At 39.4% G+C, this 20,565-nt stretch carries 17 protein-coding genes; 16 read left to right on the top strand and 1 reads right to left on the bottom strand.

The window, feature by feature from the left end; all coding sequences use genetic code 11:
* Positions 1-3: 3 nt before the first annotated feature.
* The 14 genes from lspA (at position 4) to IGL17_RS07390 (ending at position 15,058) form a co-directional block, all read left to right on the top strand.
* Entirely contained in the window at positions 4-480 is a 477-nt protein-coding gene (gene lspA / locus IGL17_RS07455) for a signal peptidase II (protein ID WP_002360174.1), read from the top strand.
* A complete protein-coding gene (locus tag IGL17_RS07450) occupies positions 467-1,372 on the top strand; it encodes an RluA family pseudouridine synthase (RefSeq protein WP_002371061.1) in 906 nt (301 codons plus the stop codon). Before lspA ends, IGL17_RS07450 begins: the two co-directional genes overlap by 14 nt.
* Positions 1,373-1,710: 338 nt before the next feature.
* Entirely contained in the window at positions 1,711-2,250 is a 540-nt protein-coding gene (gene pyrR, locus IGL17_RS07445) for a bifunctional pyr operon transcriptional regulator/uracil phosphoribosyltransferase PyrR (protein ID WP_301280621.1), read from the top strand.
* A 16-nt stretch (positions 2,251-2,266) separates the two neighbouring features.
* Positions 2,267-3,547, top strand: a complete 1,281-nt coding sequence (locus IGL17_RS07440) for a solute carrier family 23 protein (protein WP_002357410.1) — start codon at positions 2,267-2,269, stop codon at positions 3,545-3,547.
* A 13-nt stretch (positions 3,548-3,560) separates the two neighbouring features.
* Positions 3,561-4,487, top strand: coding sequence for an aspartate carbamoyltransferase catalytic subunit (locus IGL17_RS07435; RefSeq protein WP_002357411.1), 927 nt, complete (start codon positions 3,561-3,563; stop codon positions 4,485-4,487).
* Positions 4,488-4,495: 8 nt separating this feature from the next.
* Complete coding sequence (locus tag IGL17_RS07430) at positions 4,496-5,779, top strand: dihydroorotase (RefSeq protein WP_016618342.1); 1,284 nt, start codon at positions 4,496-4,498, stop codon at positions 5,777-5,779.
* 2 nt (positions 5,780-5,781) lie between these two features.
* Positions 5,782-6,861 (top strand): carbamoyl phosphate synthase small subunit, encoded by a 1,080-nt coding sequence (locus tag IGL17_RS07425; protein WP_025190545.1) that lies wholly within the window; start codon positions 5,782-5,784, stop codon positions 6,859-6,861.
* A complete protein-coding gene (carB, locus tag IGL17_RS07420; RefSeq protein ID WP_025193363.1) occupies positions 6,861-10,043 on the top strand; it encodes a carbamoyl-phosphate synthase large subunit in 3,183 nt (1,060 codons plus the stop codon). Before IGL17_RS07425 ends, carB begins: the two co-directional genes overlap by 1 nt.
* Positions 10,044-10,150: 107 nt before the next feature.
* The gene (locus tag IGL17_RS07415; protein WP_016618344.1) at positions 10,151-10,942 is read left to right on the top strand and encodes a dihydroorotate dehydrogenase electron transfer subunit; all 792 of its coding nucleotides are present in this window, start codon (positions 10,151-10,153) and stop codon (positions 10,940-10,942) included.
* On the top strand, positions 10,939-11,877 hold the full coding sequence (locus tag IGL17_RS07410; protein WP_016618345.1) for a dihydroorotate dehydrogenase: 939 nt from the start codon (positions 10,939-10,941) through the stop codon (positions 11,875-11,877). Before IGL17_RS07415 ends, IGL17_RS07410 begins: the two co-directional genes overlap by 4 nt.
* Positions 11,867-12,580: an orotidine-5'-phosphate decarboxylase gene (gene pyrF / locus IGL17_RS07405; protein ID WP_002365730.1), complete on the top strand. Its 714-nt coding sequence runs from the start codon at positions 11,867-11,869 to the stop codon at positions 12,578-12,580. Before IGL17_RS07410 ends, pyrF begins: the two co-directional genes overlap by 11 nt.
* Before the next feature lies 1 nt (position 12,581).
* Positions 12,582-13,214, top strand: a complete 633-nt coding sequence (pyrE, locus tag IGL17_RS07400; protein WP_002357418.1) for an orotate phosphoribosyltransferase — start codon at positions 12,582-12,584, stop codon at positions 13,212-13,214.
* A 182-nt stretch (positions 13,215-13,396) separates the two neighbouring features.
* Entirely contained in the window at positions 13,397-14,110 is a 714-nt protein-coding gene (locus IGL17_RS07395; RefSeq protein ID WP_002394492.1) for a carbonic anhydrase, read from the top strand.
* Between the two features lie 18 nt (positions 14,111-14,128).
* Positions 14,129-15,058, top strand: a complete 930-nt coding sequence (locus IGL17_RS07390) for a LysR family transcriptional regulator (protein WP_002361904.1) — start codon at positions 14,129-14,131, stop codon at positions 15,056-15,058.
* A 156-nt stretch (positions 15,059-15,214) separates the two neighbouring features.
* On the opposite strand, the gene IGL17_RS07385 is transcribed toward IGL17_RS07390, so the two are convergent.
* The gene (locus IGL17_RS07385) at positions 15,215-16,261 is read right to left on the bottom strand and encodes a GntR family transcriptional regulator (RefSeq protein ID WP_016618346.1); all 1,047 of its coding nucleotides are present in this window, start codon (positions 16,259-16,261) and stop codon (positions 15,215-15,217) included.
* Between the two features lie 156 nt (positions 16,262-16,417).
* Here IGL17_RS07385 and IGL17_RS07380 point away from each other — a divergent pair, with 156 nt between their 5' ends.
* Together IGL17_RS07380 and IGL17_RS07375 are read left to right on the top strand one after the other, a co-directional pair.
* Positions 16,418-17,707, top strand: coding sequence for a glycoside hydrolase family 125 protein (locus IGL17_RS07380; RefSeq protein ID WP_002357422.1), 1,290 nt, complete (start codon positions 16,418-16,420; stop codon positions 17,705-17,707).
* An 11-nt stretch (positions 17,708-17,718) separates the two neighbouring features.
* A complete protein-coding gene (locus IGL17_RS07375) occupies positions 17,719-20,409 on the top strand; it encodes an alpha-mannosidase (RefSeq protein WP_016618347.1) in 2,691 nt (896 codons plus the stop codon).
* Positions 20,410-20,565: the final 156 nt, after the last annotated feature.

Raw genomic sequence — 20,565 nt, 5'->3', positions numbered from 1 at the left:
CGATTGTTAGTAGTATATTTTTTAATCAGTGCTTTATTAGTAGGGCTTGACCAATGGAGCAAATATTTGACGGTCCAAAACATTTCTTTGGGTGAAACAAAAGAATTCATTCCTGGATTTTTGTCGCTGACCCATTTAAGAAATACCGGAGCTGCTTGGAGCTTATTAGAAGGAAAGATGATATTCTTTTATGTCATCACAGTAATTGTTAGTGTCGTGATTATTTATTTATTAATTAAGAATTATAAAAAAAGTATCTGGTATTCTGTAGGTTTATCTTTTGTCTTAGCAGGTGCCATTGGGAATTTTATTGATCGTGTACGTTTAGGCTACGTGGTGGACATGCTCCAAACGGATTTTATGAATTTTCCTATTTTTAATGTTGCAGATAGTACGTTAGTGGTCGGCGTTATTTGTATATTTATTTATTTGATTTTAGATGAAAAAGCAGCAAAGGAAGGCAAAAATGGAACAAATTAACGTAACGATTCAAACAGAAAAAGGCCGGATTGACAAAGTATTAAGTGAACATTTACCCAATCATTCTCGCTCGCAAATTCAACAATGGTTAAAAGAAAAACACGTAACAGTTAACGGTGAAACGGTCCGCGCAAATTACAAAGTTACAGCAGGCGATGAAATTGTGGTAACAATTCCTGAACCAGAAGTTCTAGATATGGTAGCAGAGGATATTCCTTTGACCATTGTTTATGAAGACAATGATGTGATTGTCGTCAACAAACCTCAAGGCATGGTTGTTCATCCTTCGGCAGGGCATCCCAATGGTACATTAGTGAACGCGTTACTTCATCATGCGGATCACTTATCGGCGATTAATGATGTGGTGCGACCGGGAATTGTTCATCGAATTGATAAAGATACTTCGGGGCTATTGATGGTGGCTAAAAATGATCAAGCCCATGAATCATTAGCGAAACAGCTAAAAGAAAAAACATCGTTACGTAAATACGTTGCCTTGGTCCACGGTGTTATTCCTCACGATAAGGGAGAGATAAATGCGCCTATTGGTCGTTCCAAGGTTGACCGCAAAATGCAAGCGGTCATTGAAGGCGGTAAAGAAGCAGTCACGCATTTTACTGTTTTAGAGCGTTTTGATGCATTTACCTTAGTTGAATTACAACTAGAAACAGGCCGGACACATCAAATCCGTGTTCACATGAAATATATCGGTTATCCATTAGCTGGAGATCCGTTATATGGACCGAAAAAAACATTGCCTGGCAATGGACAATTTTTACATGCGAAGTTATTAGGCTTTACACATCCTACTACAGGTGAACAATTAGTCTTTGAAGCACCTTTACCAGAAGTTTTTGAAAAAACTTTACACCAATTAAGAAATAATCATTGATTTTTTTCTGAAGAAGAGGTAAACTCTTTTTTAAGAAGAAAAATAACTAAATAACTGTAACCTTTAAGTTTAGTCCCGTGAGGCTAAGAAGGAATCATGCAAAAGAACACTAGGTGCGCTTAGTTAGTAAGTTGTGTGGGCTACATGGTACCCTTGTACCTTTTTAAACTGTAACCAACATCCTCCTATCCTCATACGGGTAGGAGGATTTTTTGTTGGAAAAAATAACAGGACAATTTCAATAAAAATCCACTTATTTTTCAGCTGCTCAATTGAAGGAAGAATCGCTGACCCCAAGACAGCGAGGACGTAGATAAAAAAGAAATGAGGAGGAAATTATTATGCCAAAGAAAGAAGTTGTTGACGCAGTCACAATGAAACGAGCGCTTACTCGAATCTCGTATGAAATTATTGAAAGAAACAAAGGAATTCAAGACATTGTTTTAGTAGGAATTAAAACGCGTGGGATATACATTGCACAACGTCTAGCCGAACGCTTAAAACAATTAGAAGATATTGACGTGCCAGTTGGTGAATTAGATATTACTTTGTATCGTGATGATGTGAAAGATATGGAGGAACCTGAATTACATTCTTCTGACGTACCAGTCTCAATTGAAGGTAAAGAAGTTATTTTAGTAGATGATGTCTTGTACACGGGCCGGACCATTCGTGCTGCGATGGACGCTGTTATGGATTTAGGTCGTCCGAGAAAAATCTCTTTAGCAGTCTTAGTAGATCGTGGGCATCGGGAATTACCGATTCGTGCCGATTATGTAGGAAAAAATATTCCAACATCAAAAACTGAGGAAATTATTGTGGAAATGGAAGAGCGTGACGGCGCAGATCGTATTATGATCAGTAAAGGAAACGAATAAAAAGGAGTGAACAACGTTGTCAGAAAAAGAATTTCGAAATGAGGATGCAGTCTTAGATATTAAAGACAGACCGCAAGCTTTTCACTGGGTTGGCCTAAGTTTACAACATTTATTTACGATGTTTGGTGCAACGGTTTTAGTACCAATCTTAGTGGGAATTGACCCAGGGATTGCGTTAGTCAGTTCAGGATTAGGAACAATGGTCTATCTGATTACTACAAAAGGAAAAATCCCCGCCTATCTTGGCAGTAGCTTTGCTTTTATTGCAGCGATGCAGATGTTAATGAAGAGTGATGGTTATCCAGCCATTGCCCAAGGTGCTATGACAACCGGCTTGGTATACCTAATCGTTTCATTAATCATTAAAAAAATTGGTTCCGACTGGTTGGATAAAATTTTACCGCCTATCGTTGTAGGACCTGTCGTGATGGTTATCGGTTTAGGCTTGGCAGCTAATGCCGCAAATAACGCAATGTATAACAACAACGTTTATGATTTTAAATATATTGCCGTAGCCTTGATTACTTTAGGCTTAACCATTTTTTACAACATGTTTTTCAAAGGCTTCTTAGGATTAATTCCAATTCTTTTGGGAATTGTCAGTGGGTACCTAGTCGCTTTAGCTTTCGGAATTATTGACTTAACCCCTATAAAAGAAGCTGCTTGGTTTGCTTTACCGAATTTTGAAGTACCTTTTGTTCAGTATGAACCGAAATTGTATTTAAATGCCATTACAACAATGGCACCAATTGCTTTTGTAACAATGACAGAACATATTGGTCATTTAATGGTCTTGAATAAATTAACCAAGCGCAACTTTTTCCAAGACCCAGGCTTATCTAAAACTTTAATGGGAGATGGCTTAGCGCAAATTGTAGCAGGTTTTGTTGGTGGACCGCCAGTTACAAGTTATGGTGAAAATATCGGCGTGCTGGCAATTACAAGAGTACACAGTGTCTTCGTGATTGGTGGAGCCGCGGTGTTCGCTGTAGCTTTAGGATTTGTTGGAAAATTAAGTGCCTTGATTCTAAGTATCCCAGGACCAGTTATTTCAGGAATTAGTTTCGTCTTGTTCGGTGTGATTGCCGCAAGTGGTTTGAAAATCTTAATCGATAATAAGATTAATTTTGATAAGAAAAAGAATTTATTGATTGCTTCAGTAATTTTAGTCATCGGCATTGGTGGCTTAGTCTTCAAAGTAGGAACCTTTGAATTGTCTTCAATGGCATTAGCAACCGTCTTAGGAATTGTTTTGAATTTAATTTTACCGGAAAACGCACGTAGCGAAGAACAGTAGGAGGACTGGACGAATGATTATTACATCTGAACGAATTAGTTTAAAACATCTTTTAACTGCTGAGGCTTTAACCGACCGTGAAGTCATGGGGTTAATCCGTCGCGCAGGAGAATTTAAACAGGGGGCAAAATGGCACCCAGAAGAACGTCAATATTTTGCAACAAACTTGTTTTTTGAAAATAGTACTCGAACACATAAAAGTTTTGAGGTAGCTGAGAAAAAATTAGGCTTAGAAGTGATTGAGTTTGAAGCAAGTAGAAGTTCTGTTCAAAAAGGAGAAACGTTATACGATACAGTACTAACGATGTCGGCAATTGGTGTAGATGTAGCAGTCATTCGTCATGGTAAAGAAAATTATTACGATGAATTGATTCAAAGTAAAACGATTCAATGTTCTATTATTAACGGTGGGGACGGGAGTGGACAACACCCTACACAATGTTTATTGGATCTGATGACTATTTATGAAGAATTTGGTGGATTTGAAGGCTTGAAAGTGGCGATTGTGGGAGATATTACACATTCTCGCGTTGCTAAATCAAATATGCAGTTATTAAACCGTTTAGGCGCTGAAATTTATTTTTCAGGTCCAGAAGAGTGGTACGATCATCAGTTTGATGTCTATGGACAATATGTGCCATTAGATGAAATTGTTGAAAAAGTCGATGTGATGATGTTGCTGCGCGTGCAGCACGAACGTCATGATGGTAAGGAAAGTTTTTCAAAAGAAGGCTATCATTTGGAATATGGTTTAACCAACGAACGGGCAACTCGTTTACAGAAACACGCAATTATTATGCATCCAGCGCCAGTCAATCGGGATGTTGAACTGGCAGATGAATTAGTGGAAAGTCTGCAATCAAGAATCGTCGCGCAAATGAGTAACGGAGTCTTTATGCGCATGGCAATTTTAGAAGCAATTTTACATGGAAAGGCCTAGGTGGAGAAATGAAGACGTTAATTAAGAATGGAAAAATCATCAAAAAAGAGAATCAATTGATTGAGGCAGCACTTTGGCTAGAAAATGGTGTGATTCACGCAATCGGGGAATCGTTTGACGAAGCAGATTTTGAGCAAGTGTTTGATGCGAACGGGCAACTAATCACGCCAGGCTTGGTCGATGTGCATGTTCACTTTAGAGAACCAGGCTTTACGTATAAAGAAACGATTAAAACGGGTAGTAAAGCTGCTGCTCGCGGTGGTTTTACTACGGTTTGCGCAATGCCCAATTTGAATCCAGTACCAGATACGGCTGAAAAATTAAGTGAGGTTTACGACTTAATTCAAAAAGATGCAGTCGTGAAAGTTTTACAATATGCCCCCATTACAGAAGAGCTACGGAGTGAAGTTTTAACCAATCAGAAGGCCTTAAAAGAAGCGGGCGCCTTTGCATTTACGAATGATGGTGTTGGTGTCCAAACGGCAGGAACGATGTACTTAGCCATGAAAGAAGCGGCTGCATTAGATATGGCACTTGTTGCGCACACGGAAGATGAATCTTTATTATTTGGTGGTGTGATGCATGAAGGAGAAGTTTCTAAGAAATTAGGCCTACCAGGGATTTTAAGTGCAACGGAAGCTTCACAAATTGCTCGGGATATTACTTTAGCAAAAGAAACAGGCGTTCATTATCATGTTTGTCATGTTTCAACAGAAGAAAGCGTGCGCGTTATTCGGGATGCTAAAAAAGCAGGGATTCACGTAACAGCCGAAGTTTCGCCACACCATTTAATTTTAGTCGATGAGGATATTCCTGGTGACGAAGGGTTTTGGAAAATGAACCCGCCATTACGTGGTTTAGCAGATCGACAAGCATTGATTGACGGTTTGTTAGATGGCACGATTGATTGTATTGCTACCGACCATGCGCCCCATGGTTTAGAAGAAAAACAACAATCATTTTTAAACGCACCTTTTGGTATTGTCGGTAGTGAAACGGCCTTCCAATTGATTTATACGAACTTTGTCGAAACAGGCATTTTCACATTAGAACAAGTGATTGATTGGATGGCAGAGAAACCGGCAGAAATTTTTGGATTAAACGCAGGAACACTAACAATTGGTGCACCAGCAGATATTGCAGTTTTTGACTTAGCAACAGCTGCACCAATTGATGCAGAAGCATTTGAATCAATGGCTGTCAATACACCATTTACAGGGTGGACAGTCAAAGGAAAGACACTTATGACATTTGTTGACGGAGCATTAGCTTGGTCGGAGGAGGCGCAGTAGGTTTGAAAAGGTTATTGATTTTAGAAGACGGAACAGTATTTGAAGGAAAAGCGTTTGGTGCAGAAGGCAATGTAGTAGGAGAAGTTGTTTTTACTACTGGCATGACAGGTTACCAAGAAGCAATTACTGACCAAAGTTTTAATGGACAAATGATTACTTTTACGTATCCATTAGTTGGAAATTACGGGGTCAACCGAGATGATTATGAATCCATTGCACCAACCTGTAAAGGTGTCATTGTTAAAGAGCATGCGCGGGTTGCTTCAAATTGGCGTCAACAAATGACCTTGGATGAATTTTTAAAGCGCAAAGGGATTCCGGGAATTTCAGGAATTGATACGCGTGCACTGACTCGTAAATTACGATCAGCTGGAACAATGAAAGGGAGCATCATTGATGCCGTGGATGATTTGCCGCATGCGTTTGATCAATTAAAAGCGACAGTCATGCCGAAAAATCAAGTGGCACAAGTCTCCACCACTAAGCCTTATCCGAGTCCAGGTATTGGGCGTAATGTAGTCGTCGTTGATTTCGGGTTGAAACATAGTATTTTGCGAGAATTATCAAAACGGCAATGCAACTTAACTGTGTTGCCTTATAATACAACGGCCGAAGAGATTTTAGAATTAAGTCCCGATGGTGTCATGTTGACAAATGGGCCTGGAGATCCCAAAGATGTACCTGAAGCTATTGAAATGATTCAAACAATCCAAGGAAAAGTTCCAATTTTCGGCATCTGCTTAGGTCATCAGTTATTTTCATTAGCGAATGGTGCGGATACGTATAAGATGAAGTTTGGACATCGCGGTTTGAATCATCCTGTACGAGAAATTGCAACAGGACGCATTGATTTCACTTCACAAAATCACGGATATGCCGTGGATGAAGCAACAATTGATCCAGAAAAATTACTTGTGACCCACGTGGAAGTCAATGATGGAACGGTTGAAGGCGTGCGTCATCGAGATTATCCTGCTTTTACTGTGCAATATCACCCAGATGCGGCTCCAGGACCGCACGATGGTCTTCATTTATTTGACGAATTTATGGAATTAATGGATGCATGGAAGGAGCAAAACTAATGCCAAAACGAACGGACATTAAGAAAATCATGGTGATTGGTTCAGGACCAATCATTATTGGACAAGCAGCAGAATTTGACTATGCAGGCACACAAGCCTGTTTAGCGCTAAAAGAAGAAGGGTATGAAGTTGTTTTAGTAAACTCAAATCCAGCGACCATCATGACCGATAAAGAAATCGCGGATCATGTTTATATTGAACCGATTACTTTAGAATTTGTTTCAAGAATTTTGCGAAAAGAACGTCCTGATGCTCTTCTACCAACATTAGGTGGTCAAACTGGATTAAATATGGCGATGGAATTATCGGAATCAGGAATTTTAGATGAGCTAAATGTAGAATTGCTAGGAACAAAGCTCAGTGCGATTGACCAAGCGGAAGACCGTGATTTATTTAAACAATTGATGGAAGAATTAGAACAACCGATTCCAGAAAGTGAAATTGTCAATACGGTGGAACAAGCCGTGGCTTTTGCCAAACGAATTGGCTATCCAATTATCGTTCGTCCCGCATTTACTTTAGGTGGAACAGGCGGCGGCATGTGTGATACGGAAGAAGAACTCCGCCAAATTGCTGAAAACGGTCTGAAATTATCACCAGTTACACAATGTTTAATTGAAAAAAGTATTGCTGGTTTTAAAGAAATTGAATATGAAGTGATGCGTGATTCGGCTGATAATGCGATTGTGGTTTGTAACATGGAAAACTTTGATCCTGTCGGCATTCACACTGGGGATTCGATTGTTTTTGCTCCGAGTCAAACCTTATCAGATTATGAATACCAAATGTTGCGAGATGCGTCTTTGAAAATTATTCGTGCATTAAAAATTGAAGGTGGCTGTAATGTTCAATTAGCTTTGGATCCGCATAGCTTTAATTATTATGTGATAGAAGTGAATCCTCGTGTTTCTCGCTCATCTGCACTTGCTAGTAAAGCCACAGGGTATCCCATTGCGAAGTTAGCCGCAAAAATTGCTGTTGGTTTAACATTAGATGAAATGAAAAATCCAGTTACTGGAACCACTTATGCCGAATTTGAACCGGCTTTGGACTATGTTGTTTCCAAAATTCCTCGTTGGCCTTTTGACAAATTTGAAAAAGGTGCTCGAGAACTAGGAACGCAAATGAAAGCAACCGGGGAAGTCATGGCAATTGGCCGCAATATTGAAGAATCCTTATTAAAAGCAGTGCGTTCTTTAGAAATTGGTGCTTATCACAACGAATTAGCAGAACTAAGTCATGTCAGTGATCTGGAATTAACGAAGAAAATAGTCCATGCGCAAGATGATCGATTGTTCTACTTATCAGAAGCCATTCGCAGAGGATATAGCATCGAAGAATTACAAAGTTTAACGAAAATTGATTTATTCTTCTTGGATAAACTTTTACACATTATCGAAATTGAAACAGCCCTTGAAAGTCACGTGGACAACGTAGCTGTCTTGAAAGAAGCCAAACAAAATGGTTTTTCTGATCGGAAAATTGCGGCACTTTGGGGACAAACAGAACAAGCTATCGCTGACTTCCGCAGAGCCAATCAAATTGTGCCCGTCTATAAAATGGTGGATACGTGTGCTGCAGAGTTTGAATCACACACGCCTTATTTTTATAGCACGTATGAAGTGGAAAACGAAAGCAATGTTTCGAAAAAGCCTTCTGTACTAGTATTAGGTTCTGGTCCCATTCGCATTGGTCAAGGGGTCGAGTTTGATTATGCAACGGTTCATTCTGTCAAAGCGATCCAAGCGGCTGGTTATGAAGCAATTATTATGAATAGTAATCCTGAAACAGTTTCAACAGATTTCTCTGTTTCTGATAAATTATACTTTGAGCCATTAACTTTAGAAGACGTCATGAATGTGATTGATTTAGAAAATCCGATTGGCGTGATCGTCCAATTTGGTGGACAAACAGCGATTAATTTAGCTGAGCCGCTCACAAAACAAGGCGTTAAAATTCTTGGAACAACGATTGAAGATTTAGATCGTGCGGAAAATCGTGATTTATTTGAACAAGCTTTGCAAGAGTTAGCGATTCCTCAACCACCAGGAGATACGGCCACAAGTGCAGAAGAAGCAGTCGTGATTGCTGATCGTATCGGCTATCCCGTTTTAGTGCGTCCAAGTTATGTTTTAGGTGGTCGTGCAATGGAAATTGTCGAAAATCAAAAGGATTTGGAAGATTATATGCGACATGCAGTCAAAGCTTCTCCAGAACATCCTGTCTTGGTTGATAGCTATTTATTGGGACAGGAATGTGAAGTTGATGCCATTTGTGATGGTGAAACAGTACTAATTCCAGGGATTATGGAACATATTGAACGAGCTGGCGTGCATTCTGGTGATTCAATGGCGGTTTATCCACCGCAGTATCTTTCTCAAGAAATTCAAGCAACGATTGCCGATTATACAAAAAAACTGGCACTTGGTTTAAACTGTGTAGGCATGATGAATATTCAATTTGTTATTCATGAAAATCGTGTTTATGTGATTGAAGTGAATCCTCGTGCGAGTCGAACAGTTCCTTTCTTAAGTAAAATCACAGGGATTCCGATGGCCCAAGTTGCTACAAAAGCGATTCTTGGTGAGAAATTGACTGACCTAGGATATCAAGATGGATTATATCCTGAAAGTAAACAAGTTCATGTGAAAGCCCCTGTATTCTCCTTTACGAAACTACAAAAAGTAGATACGTACTTAGGGCCTGAAATGAAATCAACTGGGGAAGTTATGGGTAGTGATTATTATTTAGAAAAAGCCTTGTATAAAGCCTTTGAAGCATCTGGCTTGCATTTGCCAAGTTATGGAGCTGTACTTTTCACCATTGCTGATGAAACAAAAGAAGAGGCGTTAGAAATTGCTAAGCGTTTTTCAGCAATTGGCTATAGTTTAGCCGCAACGGAAGGAACCGCTGACTTTTTAGCGAAGCATCAGTTGCCTGTTAAGAAAGTGACGAAAATTTCTAATCCTGAAGGGGAAACCGTGCTGGATGTCATTCGTAATGGGAATGCACAAGTGGTAATCAATACTATGGATAAAAATCGTTCCAGTGCCAACCAAGATGGTTTTTCAATCCGTCGGGAAGCAGTCGAACATGGGATTCCATTGTTTACCTCACTTGACACAGCGAATGCGATTTTAAAAGTTTTAGAATCAAGAGCCTTTACGACAGAAGCCATTTAAGCAAAAATCTGGAACAATCGTCTGAGGAGGACTGTTCCAGATTCTTTTACGAAGAAATAGAAAATCATTTATAGGGGAATCAGAGAATAAAGGAGTGAAGGATACTGATGCAGAGAAAGCAAGAAATGATGACCATTGTAGCTCAAAAACAGTTAGCGCCACGGATTTATCAGTTAGACTTACAAGGCGAGTTAGTGAAAGAGATGACACGACCTGGACAGTTTGTGCATATCAAGGTTCCGCGTGCAGATTTACTTTTGCGGCGACCGATTAGCATCAACCAAATTGATCATTCGAATGAAACCTGTCGTTTGATTTATCGAGTCGAAAGCGCTGGAACGGAAGTGTTTGCCACCATGAAGGCTGGTGAACAATTAGATATTTTAGGTCCTTTAGGAAACGGCTTTGATATAACTACCGTAGCAGCTGGTCAAACTGCTTTTATCGTTGGCGGAGGAATCGGGATTCCCCCATTGTATGAATTATCAAAACAACTCAATGAAAAAGGCGTGAAAGTGATTCATTTTCTTGGTTATGCATCAAAAGAGGTTGCTTATTACCAACAAGAATTTATGGCATTAGGAGAAACACATTTTGCCACAGATGACGGCTCGTTTGGCGCTCATGGCAACGTGGGCCGTTTATTGTCAGAAGCGTTAGCAAAAGGACGGATCCCTGATGCAGTGTATGCTTGCGGTGCGAATGGTATGTTAAAAGCAATTGATTCTTTATTTCCAACACATCCACACGTTTACCTTTCTTTAGAAGAACGGATGGCCTGTGGAATTGGGGCTTGCTATGCCTGCGTTTGCCATAAAAAAGGAGACACTACTGGAGAAAAAAGTGTCAAGGTCTGTGATGAAGGTCCGATTTTTAAAGCAAGTGAGGTTATCTTATGATGAAAAATCCTTTAGCCGTTTCAATTCCAGGTTTAACATTAAAAAATCCAATTATTCCCGCCAGTGGTTGCTTTGGGTTCGGGGAAGAATATGCTAACTATTATGACCTTGATCAATTAGGTTCAATTATGATTAAGGCAACAACGCCCCAAGCACGATATGGAAATCCCACACCACGTGTAGCTGAAACACTCAGTGGTATGCTAAATGCCATTGGATTGCAAAATCCAGGTTTAGAAGTGGTAATGCAAGAAAAATTACCGAAATTAGAAAAATACCCTAACTTACCGATTATCGCAAATGTTGCAGGTGCTTGCGAAGAGGACTATGTGGCTGTTTGCGCAAAAATTGGGCAAGCGCCTAACGTCAAAGCAATTGAACTGAATATTTCCTGTCCCAATGTGAAACATGGCGGCATAGCTTTTGGTACAGATCCAGAGGTTGCTTTTCAATTAACACAAGCAGTCAAAAAAGTCGCCTCTGTTCCGATTTATGTTAAACTATCACCAAACGTAACGGACATTGTGCCGATCGCCCAAGCAATTGAAGCAGGGGGCGCAGACGGTTTTTCTATGATTAATACATTGCTAGGGATGCGCATTGATTTAAAAACGAGAAAACCTATTTTAGCCAATCAAACTGGTGGACTATCTGGACCAGCCATTAAACCTGTTGCTATTCGCTTAATCCGACAAGTCGCCAGTGTTTCTCAGTTGCCAATTATTGGAATGGGCGGTGTTCAAACAGTGGACGATGTCTTGGAAATGTTCATGGCAGGTGCTAGCGCTGTCGGGGTTGGTACGGCCAACTTTACAGATCCATACATTTGTCCGAAGTTGATTGACGGATTACCTAAGCGAATGGAAGAGTTAGGTATTGAATCGTTGGAACAATTAATTAAAGAAGTGAGAGAGGAGCAGCAAAATGCACGATAGACCAATTATTGCGTTAGATTTTCCCACGCAAAAAGAAGTGGCTGTTTTTTTAGAAAAATTCCCTAAGGAAGAAGCCTTGTTTGTTAAAGTGGGGATGGAACTTTTTTACGCAGAAGGACCAGCGATTGTTCGCTGGCTTAAAGAACAAGGGCACGATGTTTTCTTGGATTTAAAATTACATGATATTCCGAATACTGTGGAAAAAGCGATGACAAATTTAGCAAAATTAGGCGTTGCCATTACCAATGTCCATGCAGCAGGGGGCGTTCGAATGATGCAAGCAGCTAAGGAAGGTCTAATCAAAGGGACTCAGCCAGGCGCTAAGGTTCCTGAGTTAATTGCTGTAACCCAGTTGACTTCTACTAGTGAAGAAGAGATGCACCATGATCAATTAATCAACGTTTCTTTAGAGACAAGTGTCATTCATTATGCTAAATGTGCGGAAAAAGCGGGTCTGGATGGCGTGGTTTGTTCAGCATTAGAAGCACGTGGTATTCAAGAAGCAACCAAGCAGACGTTTATTTGTTTAACACCTGGTATTCGTCCAGCAGGAAGTGCAGTAGGTGACCAACAACGGGTCGTTACGCCGCAACATGCTCGCGAAATCGGGTCCACATATATCGTTGTTGGCCGACCTATTACCCAAGCAGAAAATCCTTATGAAGCCTATCAAGAAATCAAAAAAGACTGGAGCGGAAAGTAACATGACAAAAGTAGCAAAAAAAATTGCCAAAGATTTATTAGATATTGAAGCGGTATTTTTAAACCCTAATGAGCCGTTTACTTGGGCTAGTGGCATAAAAAGCCCGATTTATTGTGATAACCGTATCACGATGAGTTATCCTGCTGTGCGTAAAGAAATTGCAGAAGGCTTAGCGGCAAAAATTAAAGAGACTTTCCCAGAAGTCGAAGTGATTGCTGGGACAGCTACCGCAGGGATTCCACATGCGGCATGGGTAGCCGATATTTTAGGATTACCAATGGTTTATATCCGCAGTAAAGCCAAAGATCACGGCAAAGGGAATCAAATTGAAGGCCGAATTTCTGAAGGACAAAAAATGGTAGTTATCGAGGATTTAATTTCAACAGGCGGTAGCGTGTTAGAAGCGGCAGAAGCGGCGGAACGTGAAGGAGCAACGGTTTTAGGCGTTGCGGCAATCTTCACTTATGAGTTACCCAAAGGAACGGCAAATTTTGCAGATAAACAGATGACGTTACTAACGTTAACCAATTATTCAACTTTAATTGATGCTGCATTAGAAGCAAACTATATCGAAGAAAAAGATGTTACCTTATTACAAGAATGGAAAAAAGATCCTGAAAACTGGGGCAAATAACCGTTGAACTAAAGATAGTTCTTGTCGTCTGATTTTTAGTGTCATTTTAAGTAACCAGATTTAACGGTAGGAGAACTTAGGTCATTTGCCGAGGAGCGTAATGATCTAAGTTCTTTTGTTTGACGTAGAAAAGATGTTAGGATAGAGTTTTAACATGAGTTTTACCTGATTACTATGTGGAAATGAAGGAAGAGTGTATGAAAAAAATAAAAAATATGGACGTTGAATGGAGCTATACAGGCAACGATGGACCAGAACATTGGCATACGCTATGTGACTGGTTTGCAGAAGGTGCTAAGTTTGCTTATCAATCGCCAATTGCTTTAGAAAAAGAAAGTGCTGAGACAATAAATTCTCAGATTACGTTTCATTATAAAAAAGAAGAATTCACTGAAAAGGAATTCAAAAATACGTTTCATTTTGTACCACCAAATACGGAAAGTTACGTAATGTTTGAAAATGTTGCGTATCATTTAACCGATATCCATTTTCATATGCCTAGCGAACATTTGCTATCGGGAAAGCAGTATCCGCTAGAATTCCATTTGGTTCATATGAACGATGCTGGCGAAAATTTAGTTGTCGGTTGCCTGTTTACCATCACAGAGGAAGAAAATCGTTTTTCAGAAGCGAATCATCCGATGGACTGGGAAAACGGCACGCACCAACAATGGTTTAATCCGTCAATCTTTTTACCAGAGGAGCGTCTACACTACCATTATGTAGGCTCGTTAACAACACCGCCAACTAAGGGTCCAGTGAAATGGTTTGTATTTGATACCATTCAAAAAATGGATCAAGCCTTTTTAAATAAGATCAAGGAAGGAATGTTGGCCTTTAACAATCGGCCCCTTCAGCCGTTGAATGGGCGTAAGATTTATTTTTCAAATGATTAGTGTGTGGAGGAAAAAGTGTTGAATATTCAACAAATGAAGTATGTTGCTGCCATAGCTAACAATGGGAGTTTTCGGGAAGCAGCCAAAAAACTATTTATTACACAACCTAGCTTGTCAAATAGTATTCGGGAATTAGAAGAAGAACTAGGGATTTCCCTCTTTTTACGTACCAATAAGGGCGCTTTTTTAACAGAAGAAGGAATGGTTTTTTTAGAACAAGCAGAGAAAGTCTTAGTTCAAATGGAGTTATTGGAAAATCGCTATCGCGAGACAGTGACCAGCGAACGATTCTCCATCTCTTCGCAACATTACGATTTTTTAGGTGAGGTAATTGCCAAAGTTCTTAAAAAGTATGGGGATCAATATAAAGATTTTCGTGTCTTTGAAACCACGACCTTAAAAGTAATTGAAGACGTCAAAGGATTTCACAGTGAGTTGGGGATTATTTATTTAAATGAACAAAATAGTGTCAGTATTGAACGGTATTTAGAACAAGCTAATCTAGCCTACGAGGTAATTAGTACTTTTAATACACACATTTTTTTAGGAAATCATCATCCTTTAGCCAAGCAAAAAGAAATTCATTTAGAGGAATTAGTTCCCTATCCACAAGTCCGCTTTAATCAAGAAGGAAGCAATTTTTCCTATTTTTCTGAAGATTTAGTTGAAATTCCTGAACAGGAATCGGTCATTCATACTACGGATCGTGGAACTTTAATGAATTTGTTGGTAGAAACCAATGCTTATGCTTCTGGTTCAGGTGTCGTAACGGGTTTTACGAAGAAAGAAATTCGGTTAGTACCATTGGCGCCAGCCTTGGAAAATCGTATTTGTTTACTCTTTCCCAAAAATCGGGAAATCAGTCCAATTGGTCGCTACTTTATCAAAGAACTAAAAGCGTTGTTTAAAAAAGAGGTAGATACCAAAACATTTAGCACTAAGGAATAAAAAGAAGAGGTCGGGACAGAAGTGTTTAACTCCGAGAAATAAGAAGGAATTTCGGCTTATTTCCGAAGGAGTTGCTTCTGTACCCGCCGTTTATTAGTTTTTGAGCGTGGAGCAAAAATCCAAAGTGATTTTTGTCCCACGCTCTTCTTTTTTGGCTCATTTTGAAACAGTAGAAATGGTTTCTCTTTCAATTAATGTGACAGGCACTTGAATGTCTTCTATGATTTGAAGATCTTGTTGCATCGTTTGTAATAACACTTCGCCAGCTAGTTTTCCCATTTCTTTAAAGTCTTGCGCCATGGTTGTTAATGGCGGTTCGACAAATGCTGCTGCTTGAATATCGTCAAAACCAATAATCGATAATTCTTTTGGCACATGAATACCTATGTTTTTACAGTTTCGTAAACAATGTAACGCGCTGAAGTCATTATCGCAGACCACGGCTGTGAGTTGGTGCGCCTCAAAATACTGTTTAAAGTTGTGTTCATCTAAGAGATTGGTTTCCGTGATTGCTGTATGAAACGCCAGATTGGCTTCTTTTAAAGCTTGGAGATAACCTAAATAACGTTGCCGAACGGATTGTAGGGCCGGACTTCCTGAAAGGATATATCCAATTTTTGTATGTCCTAAGCCAATTAAGCGTTCGGTTGCTGTTTTACCACCAGCAAAGTTGTCTGATTGAATGGTTGCAAAAGGCAAATCATGGATCTTTTTATCCAAGACAACGACTGGAAAATTCATCAAAGCCAACTCGAACAGTAAGTCGAGGTAGTCATTACTAGTAGCAGCATAATAGACAAGCCCGGCAAACTCATTCACAATGTCCGCAGCATTTTTCTCTCTCAAAAAATTAGGCGAGGTCATAAAGACTTCTAAACCAGCTGCTTGAATAGTAGGGGCCAAACCGCTATAGAAATTTCCTACTGATAAATCGTCTGCAAATGGCAATAAAAAAAGAACTTTATTTAAAGAGGTATGAAGAGGATGCTTTGGTGCTTGAACAAAACTTCCTTTTCCTTGGTGACGTTGGATTACGCCTTGCGTTTCCAACTCAGTTAGCGCTCGTTTGGACGTAATTCTACTGACGTTAAACTGAGCCGATAATTCTTTTTCGGTAGGCACTTGCGCTCCAACAGGCAATCGCCCTGAATCAATTTCATTTTGTAAATAATCAATAATTTGTTGATATAATGGTTGCTTCATTCATTTCACCTCACAATAAGATATATCTTATTTATAGTTTACCATAAATTAATTGGTTTTAAAATGAAAAAAATGATCGAAATCACTAGACAAAGTGAAATGTAAACGCTATAATTCAATTGTGAAATGATATATCAAATTTAAGAGGTGACGAGAATGGTTTATACAGAAGTTCCAAAATCCGTAGCAACATTTATGGAGACAATTACAGAAAAATGCGGTGAAGCACATCAAGATTGGGCAAAAAACTTTCAGGCGGCCTTTGCCAATACTTTACTAACAACAGTGAAACGTCAAGAAGATGGTACTACCTTTTTATTAACAGGCGATATTCCAGCAATGTGGTTGAGAGACTCAACAGCACAAGTTCGTCCCTATTTAGTGATTGCGAAAGAAGACGAAGACCTTGCTCAAATGATTGCTGGTTTGGTTAAACGCCAGTTTCGTTATATTTGCATTGATCCTTATGCCAATGCGTTTAATGAAACAGATAATCATGCAGGCCATCAAACTGATAAGACCGAAATGAATGGCTGGATTTGGGAACGGAAATATGAAATTGATTCATTATGTTACCCGGTCCAATTAGCCTATTTACTTTATAAAAATACTGGGATGACCGAACAATTTAATTCAGATTTTGTGGAAGGCGTCAAAAAAATTCTCAACGTTTTCACAACAGAACAAGATCACGCACAGTCACCTTATTTATTTGAACGAGATACGTGGCGTCAAGAAGATACGTTGGTTGAAGCAGGGAAAGGAACGCCAGTTGGCAAAACAGGGATGACATGGTCAGGCTTCCGTCCTAGTGATGATGCCTGCCAATATGGTTACTTAGTTCCTTCTAATATGTTTGCAGTCGTAATTTTAGGCTATATTCAAGAAATTTTCTCTGATGTTTTAGAAGATGCTACGATTGTGGCGATTGCTAAAAAATTACAAGAAGAGATTGAAGAAGGCATTCAAACATTTGGACGAACAAAAAATCAAAATAACGAAACGATTTATGCGTATGAAGTGGATGGCTTAGGCAATGCAAGCGTGATGGATGACAGTAATGTTCCCAATTTAGTAGCAGCCCCTTATCTGGGTTATTGTTCAACAGAGGATGAACAATATTTAACAACGCGTCAAACCTTATTAAGTAAAGAAAATCCTTACTTCTATGAAGGCAAATACGCGAAAGGGATTGGTAGCTCGCATACACCAGAAAATTACGTGTGGCCGATTGCTTTAGCAATGGAAGGAATGACAACCAAAGATAAAGCAGAAAAAGAACGAATTTTAGATTTATTAGTTGCCACAGATGCGGGGACTCATTTGATGCATGAAGGTTTTGACGTAGATAATCCTGAAAATTATACAAGAGAATGGTTTTCATGGGCTAATATGATGTTTTGTGAATTAGTTATGGATTATTTTGACATCCGAGTGGAAAAATAGGAGGAAAAGTGATGACAAAGAAAAAAGTCTATATTGTTTCCCATAGTCATTGGGATCGTGAATGGTATCTTCCTTATGAAGAACATCATATGCGCTTAATTGAATTAGTGGATAATGTATTAGATTTAATTGAAAATGATCCAGAGTTTAACAGTTTCCATTTAGATGGACAAACGATTATCTTAGACGACTATTTACAAGTTCGCCCAGAGAAAAAAGAAGCTGTAAAAAAAGCTGTCCAAGCAGGCAAACTAAAAATCGGACCATTTTATATTTTACAAGATGACTTTTTAATTAGCTCTGAATCCAATGTTCGAAACATGCTGATTGGGCATTTAGAAAGTCAAAAATGGGGAGCACCAGTTCAATTAGGTTACTTCCCGGATACATTTGGGAATATGGGTCAAACGCCTCAAATGATGCAATTAGCAAATCTGCCTGCGGCTGCCTTTGGACGCGGGGTGAAACCGATTGGCTTTGATAATCAAGTCTTAGAAAGCGACTATAGCTCACAATATTCTGAAATGTGGTGGGAAGGTCCGGACCAAACCAAAATTTTCGGCTTGCTTTTTGCAAACTGGTATAGTAACGGGAACGAAATTCCTTCAGAAAAAGAAGCGGCAATCGCTTTTTGGAAACAAAAATTGGCTGATGTGGAACGTTACGCTTCCACAAACCATTTATTGATGATGAATGGGGTCGACCACCAACCGGTACAAAGAGATATTACTAAGGCCATCGCTTTAGCCAATGAACTATTCCCAGAATATGAATTTATTCATTCCAATTTCGATGACTATTTGAAAGCTGTTCAAGAGGAGTTACCAGAAGATTTAGGAACAGTAACAGGCGAATTAACGAGTCAAGAAACGGACGGCTGGTACACATTAGCCAATACTTCTTCTGCTCGCGTCTATTTAAAACAGTGGAACACAAAAGTCCAACGCCAATTAGAAAATATCGCAGAACCTTTAGCAGCGATGGCTTACGAAGTAACTGGCGACTACCCACATGACCAATTTGATTATGCTTGGAAAACATTGCTTCAAAACCATCCGCACGATAGTATTTGTGGCTGTTCTGTCGACGAGGTTCACCGAGGCATGATGACTCGCTTTGAAAATGCCAATGATGTCGGGCATTTCTTAGCAGATGAAGCAACACGACAATTAACAGAAGCAATTGATACAAGTGTTTTCCCAGAAAAAGCGCACCCGTTTGTTTTATTTAATACTAGTGGCTATCAGAAAACGGAGGTTGTCACTGTGGAAGTGGAGATTGAACGATTGCCATTTTATACAGGAAAACCTGAAGATCTTTATCATGAATTAAAACAAAAAGCCACCCCAGATTATCAAGTGATTGATCCAACTGGAAAAGCCGTTGCAAGCCGTATTGTCAAAGAAGATGTTCGTTTTGGTTACGATTTACCTAAAGATGCTTTCCGTCAACCGTACATGGCTAAATACTTAACGGTCGAATTATCTGTCAAAGAAATGGCGCCATTCTCTTGGGATAGCTTTGCATTGATTCAAGGAAAAACGAAAGCTTTTGAAGGAAGTCTTTTGGCTCAACCAGCAACAAATGAAATGGAAAACGAATTTATTCAAGTGAAAATTGAAAACAATGGTAGCTTAACCATTGCTGACAAAAAAACAGGAGAAACATTTTCAAAATTGTTAACATTTGAAGATACTGGCGACATTGGGAATGAATATATCTTTTTCAAACCGACCGAAGACCAAGGAATTACAACTGAAAATGTAACGGCTGAAATCACGAATAAAGAAAATTCCCCTGTAAAAGCAAGTTATCAAATTAAACAAACCGTCATGTTACCAGTTGCAGCAGAGGAACGATTAGAAGAAGAACAAAAGGCTGTTCGTGAGTTTAGAGAACGCCAAGCACAACGTTCAACGACGCTTCGCCCGTTCGAAATAACGACAGTGGTTACAATGATCAAAGAAAGTAACCAATTGTTCTTTGAAACAACCATTAATAATCAAATCAAAGATCATCGTTTACGCGTGCTTTTCCCAACTGGCATGGTCACAGAAACACATGAAGCGGATAGTATTTATGAAGTCGTGACACGACCAAATCAAGTAAGCGACACATGGGAAAATCCAACAAACCCGCAGCACCAACAAGCGTTTGTGAATGTTCATGACCAAAACAAAGGCGTGACTATCTTCAATGAAGGCTTAAATGAGTATGAAGTCTTAGCAGATGGAACCATTGCGGTCACATTAATTCGTTGTGTTGGCGAACTAGGTGATTGGGGCTATTTTGCGACACCAGAAGCACAATGCCAAGGAGAATATACCTTTAAATATGGTTTGTCATTGCATGGAAAACCAGAAGAACGCTTTGCTACGTATCAACAAGCCTATAGTGCACAAATTCCTTTTACTGCAGCTACTACTGCGCGTCATGAAGGTAAACTAGCACCGAACCATGTCTATTTGACAACGGCAGAAGGACCAATTGGTTGGACAGCCGTTAAACGTCAAGAGCAAACAAATCATTTAGTCGTTCGTGGCTTTAATCTAACAGCGCAAAATATTCCTTGTGAACTTCACAAAGAGACACAACCAGCGACTTGTTTAACAAATGTATTAGAAGAACCGTTGACACCAGCGATAGAAGTTGATGCACCATTACGTCCGTTTGAAATTCGGACATGGCGTTTCGAAAAATAAATAAATAGGAGAACTTTGTTGAAAAGGACAAAGTTCTCCTATTTTCTTCTCTGTCGTTTTTTTGAGATATTTATAATAAAAATCTAGCGAAACAATGAGAAAATCATTCATTTTACGGTCAATTTGTGCTACTATAACGTCAACTGAAGGAGTGAA

Origin of the sequence: Enterococcus sp. AZ088 (assembly GCF_051714845.1) — a bacterium.
Classification (GTDB): Bacteria; Bacillota; Bacilli; order Lactobacillales; family Enterococcaceae; genus Enterococcus; species Enterococcus faecalis.
Note: the sequence above shows the minus strand (reverse complement) of the source record. Positions and strands in the feature narration are given on the sequence as shown.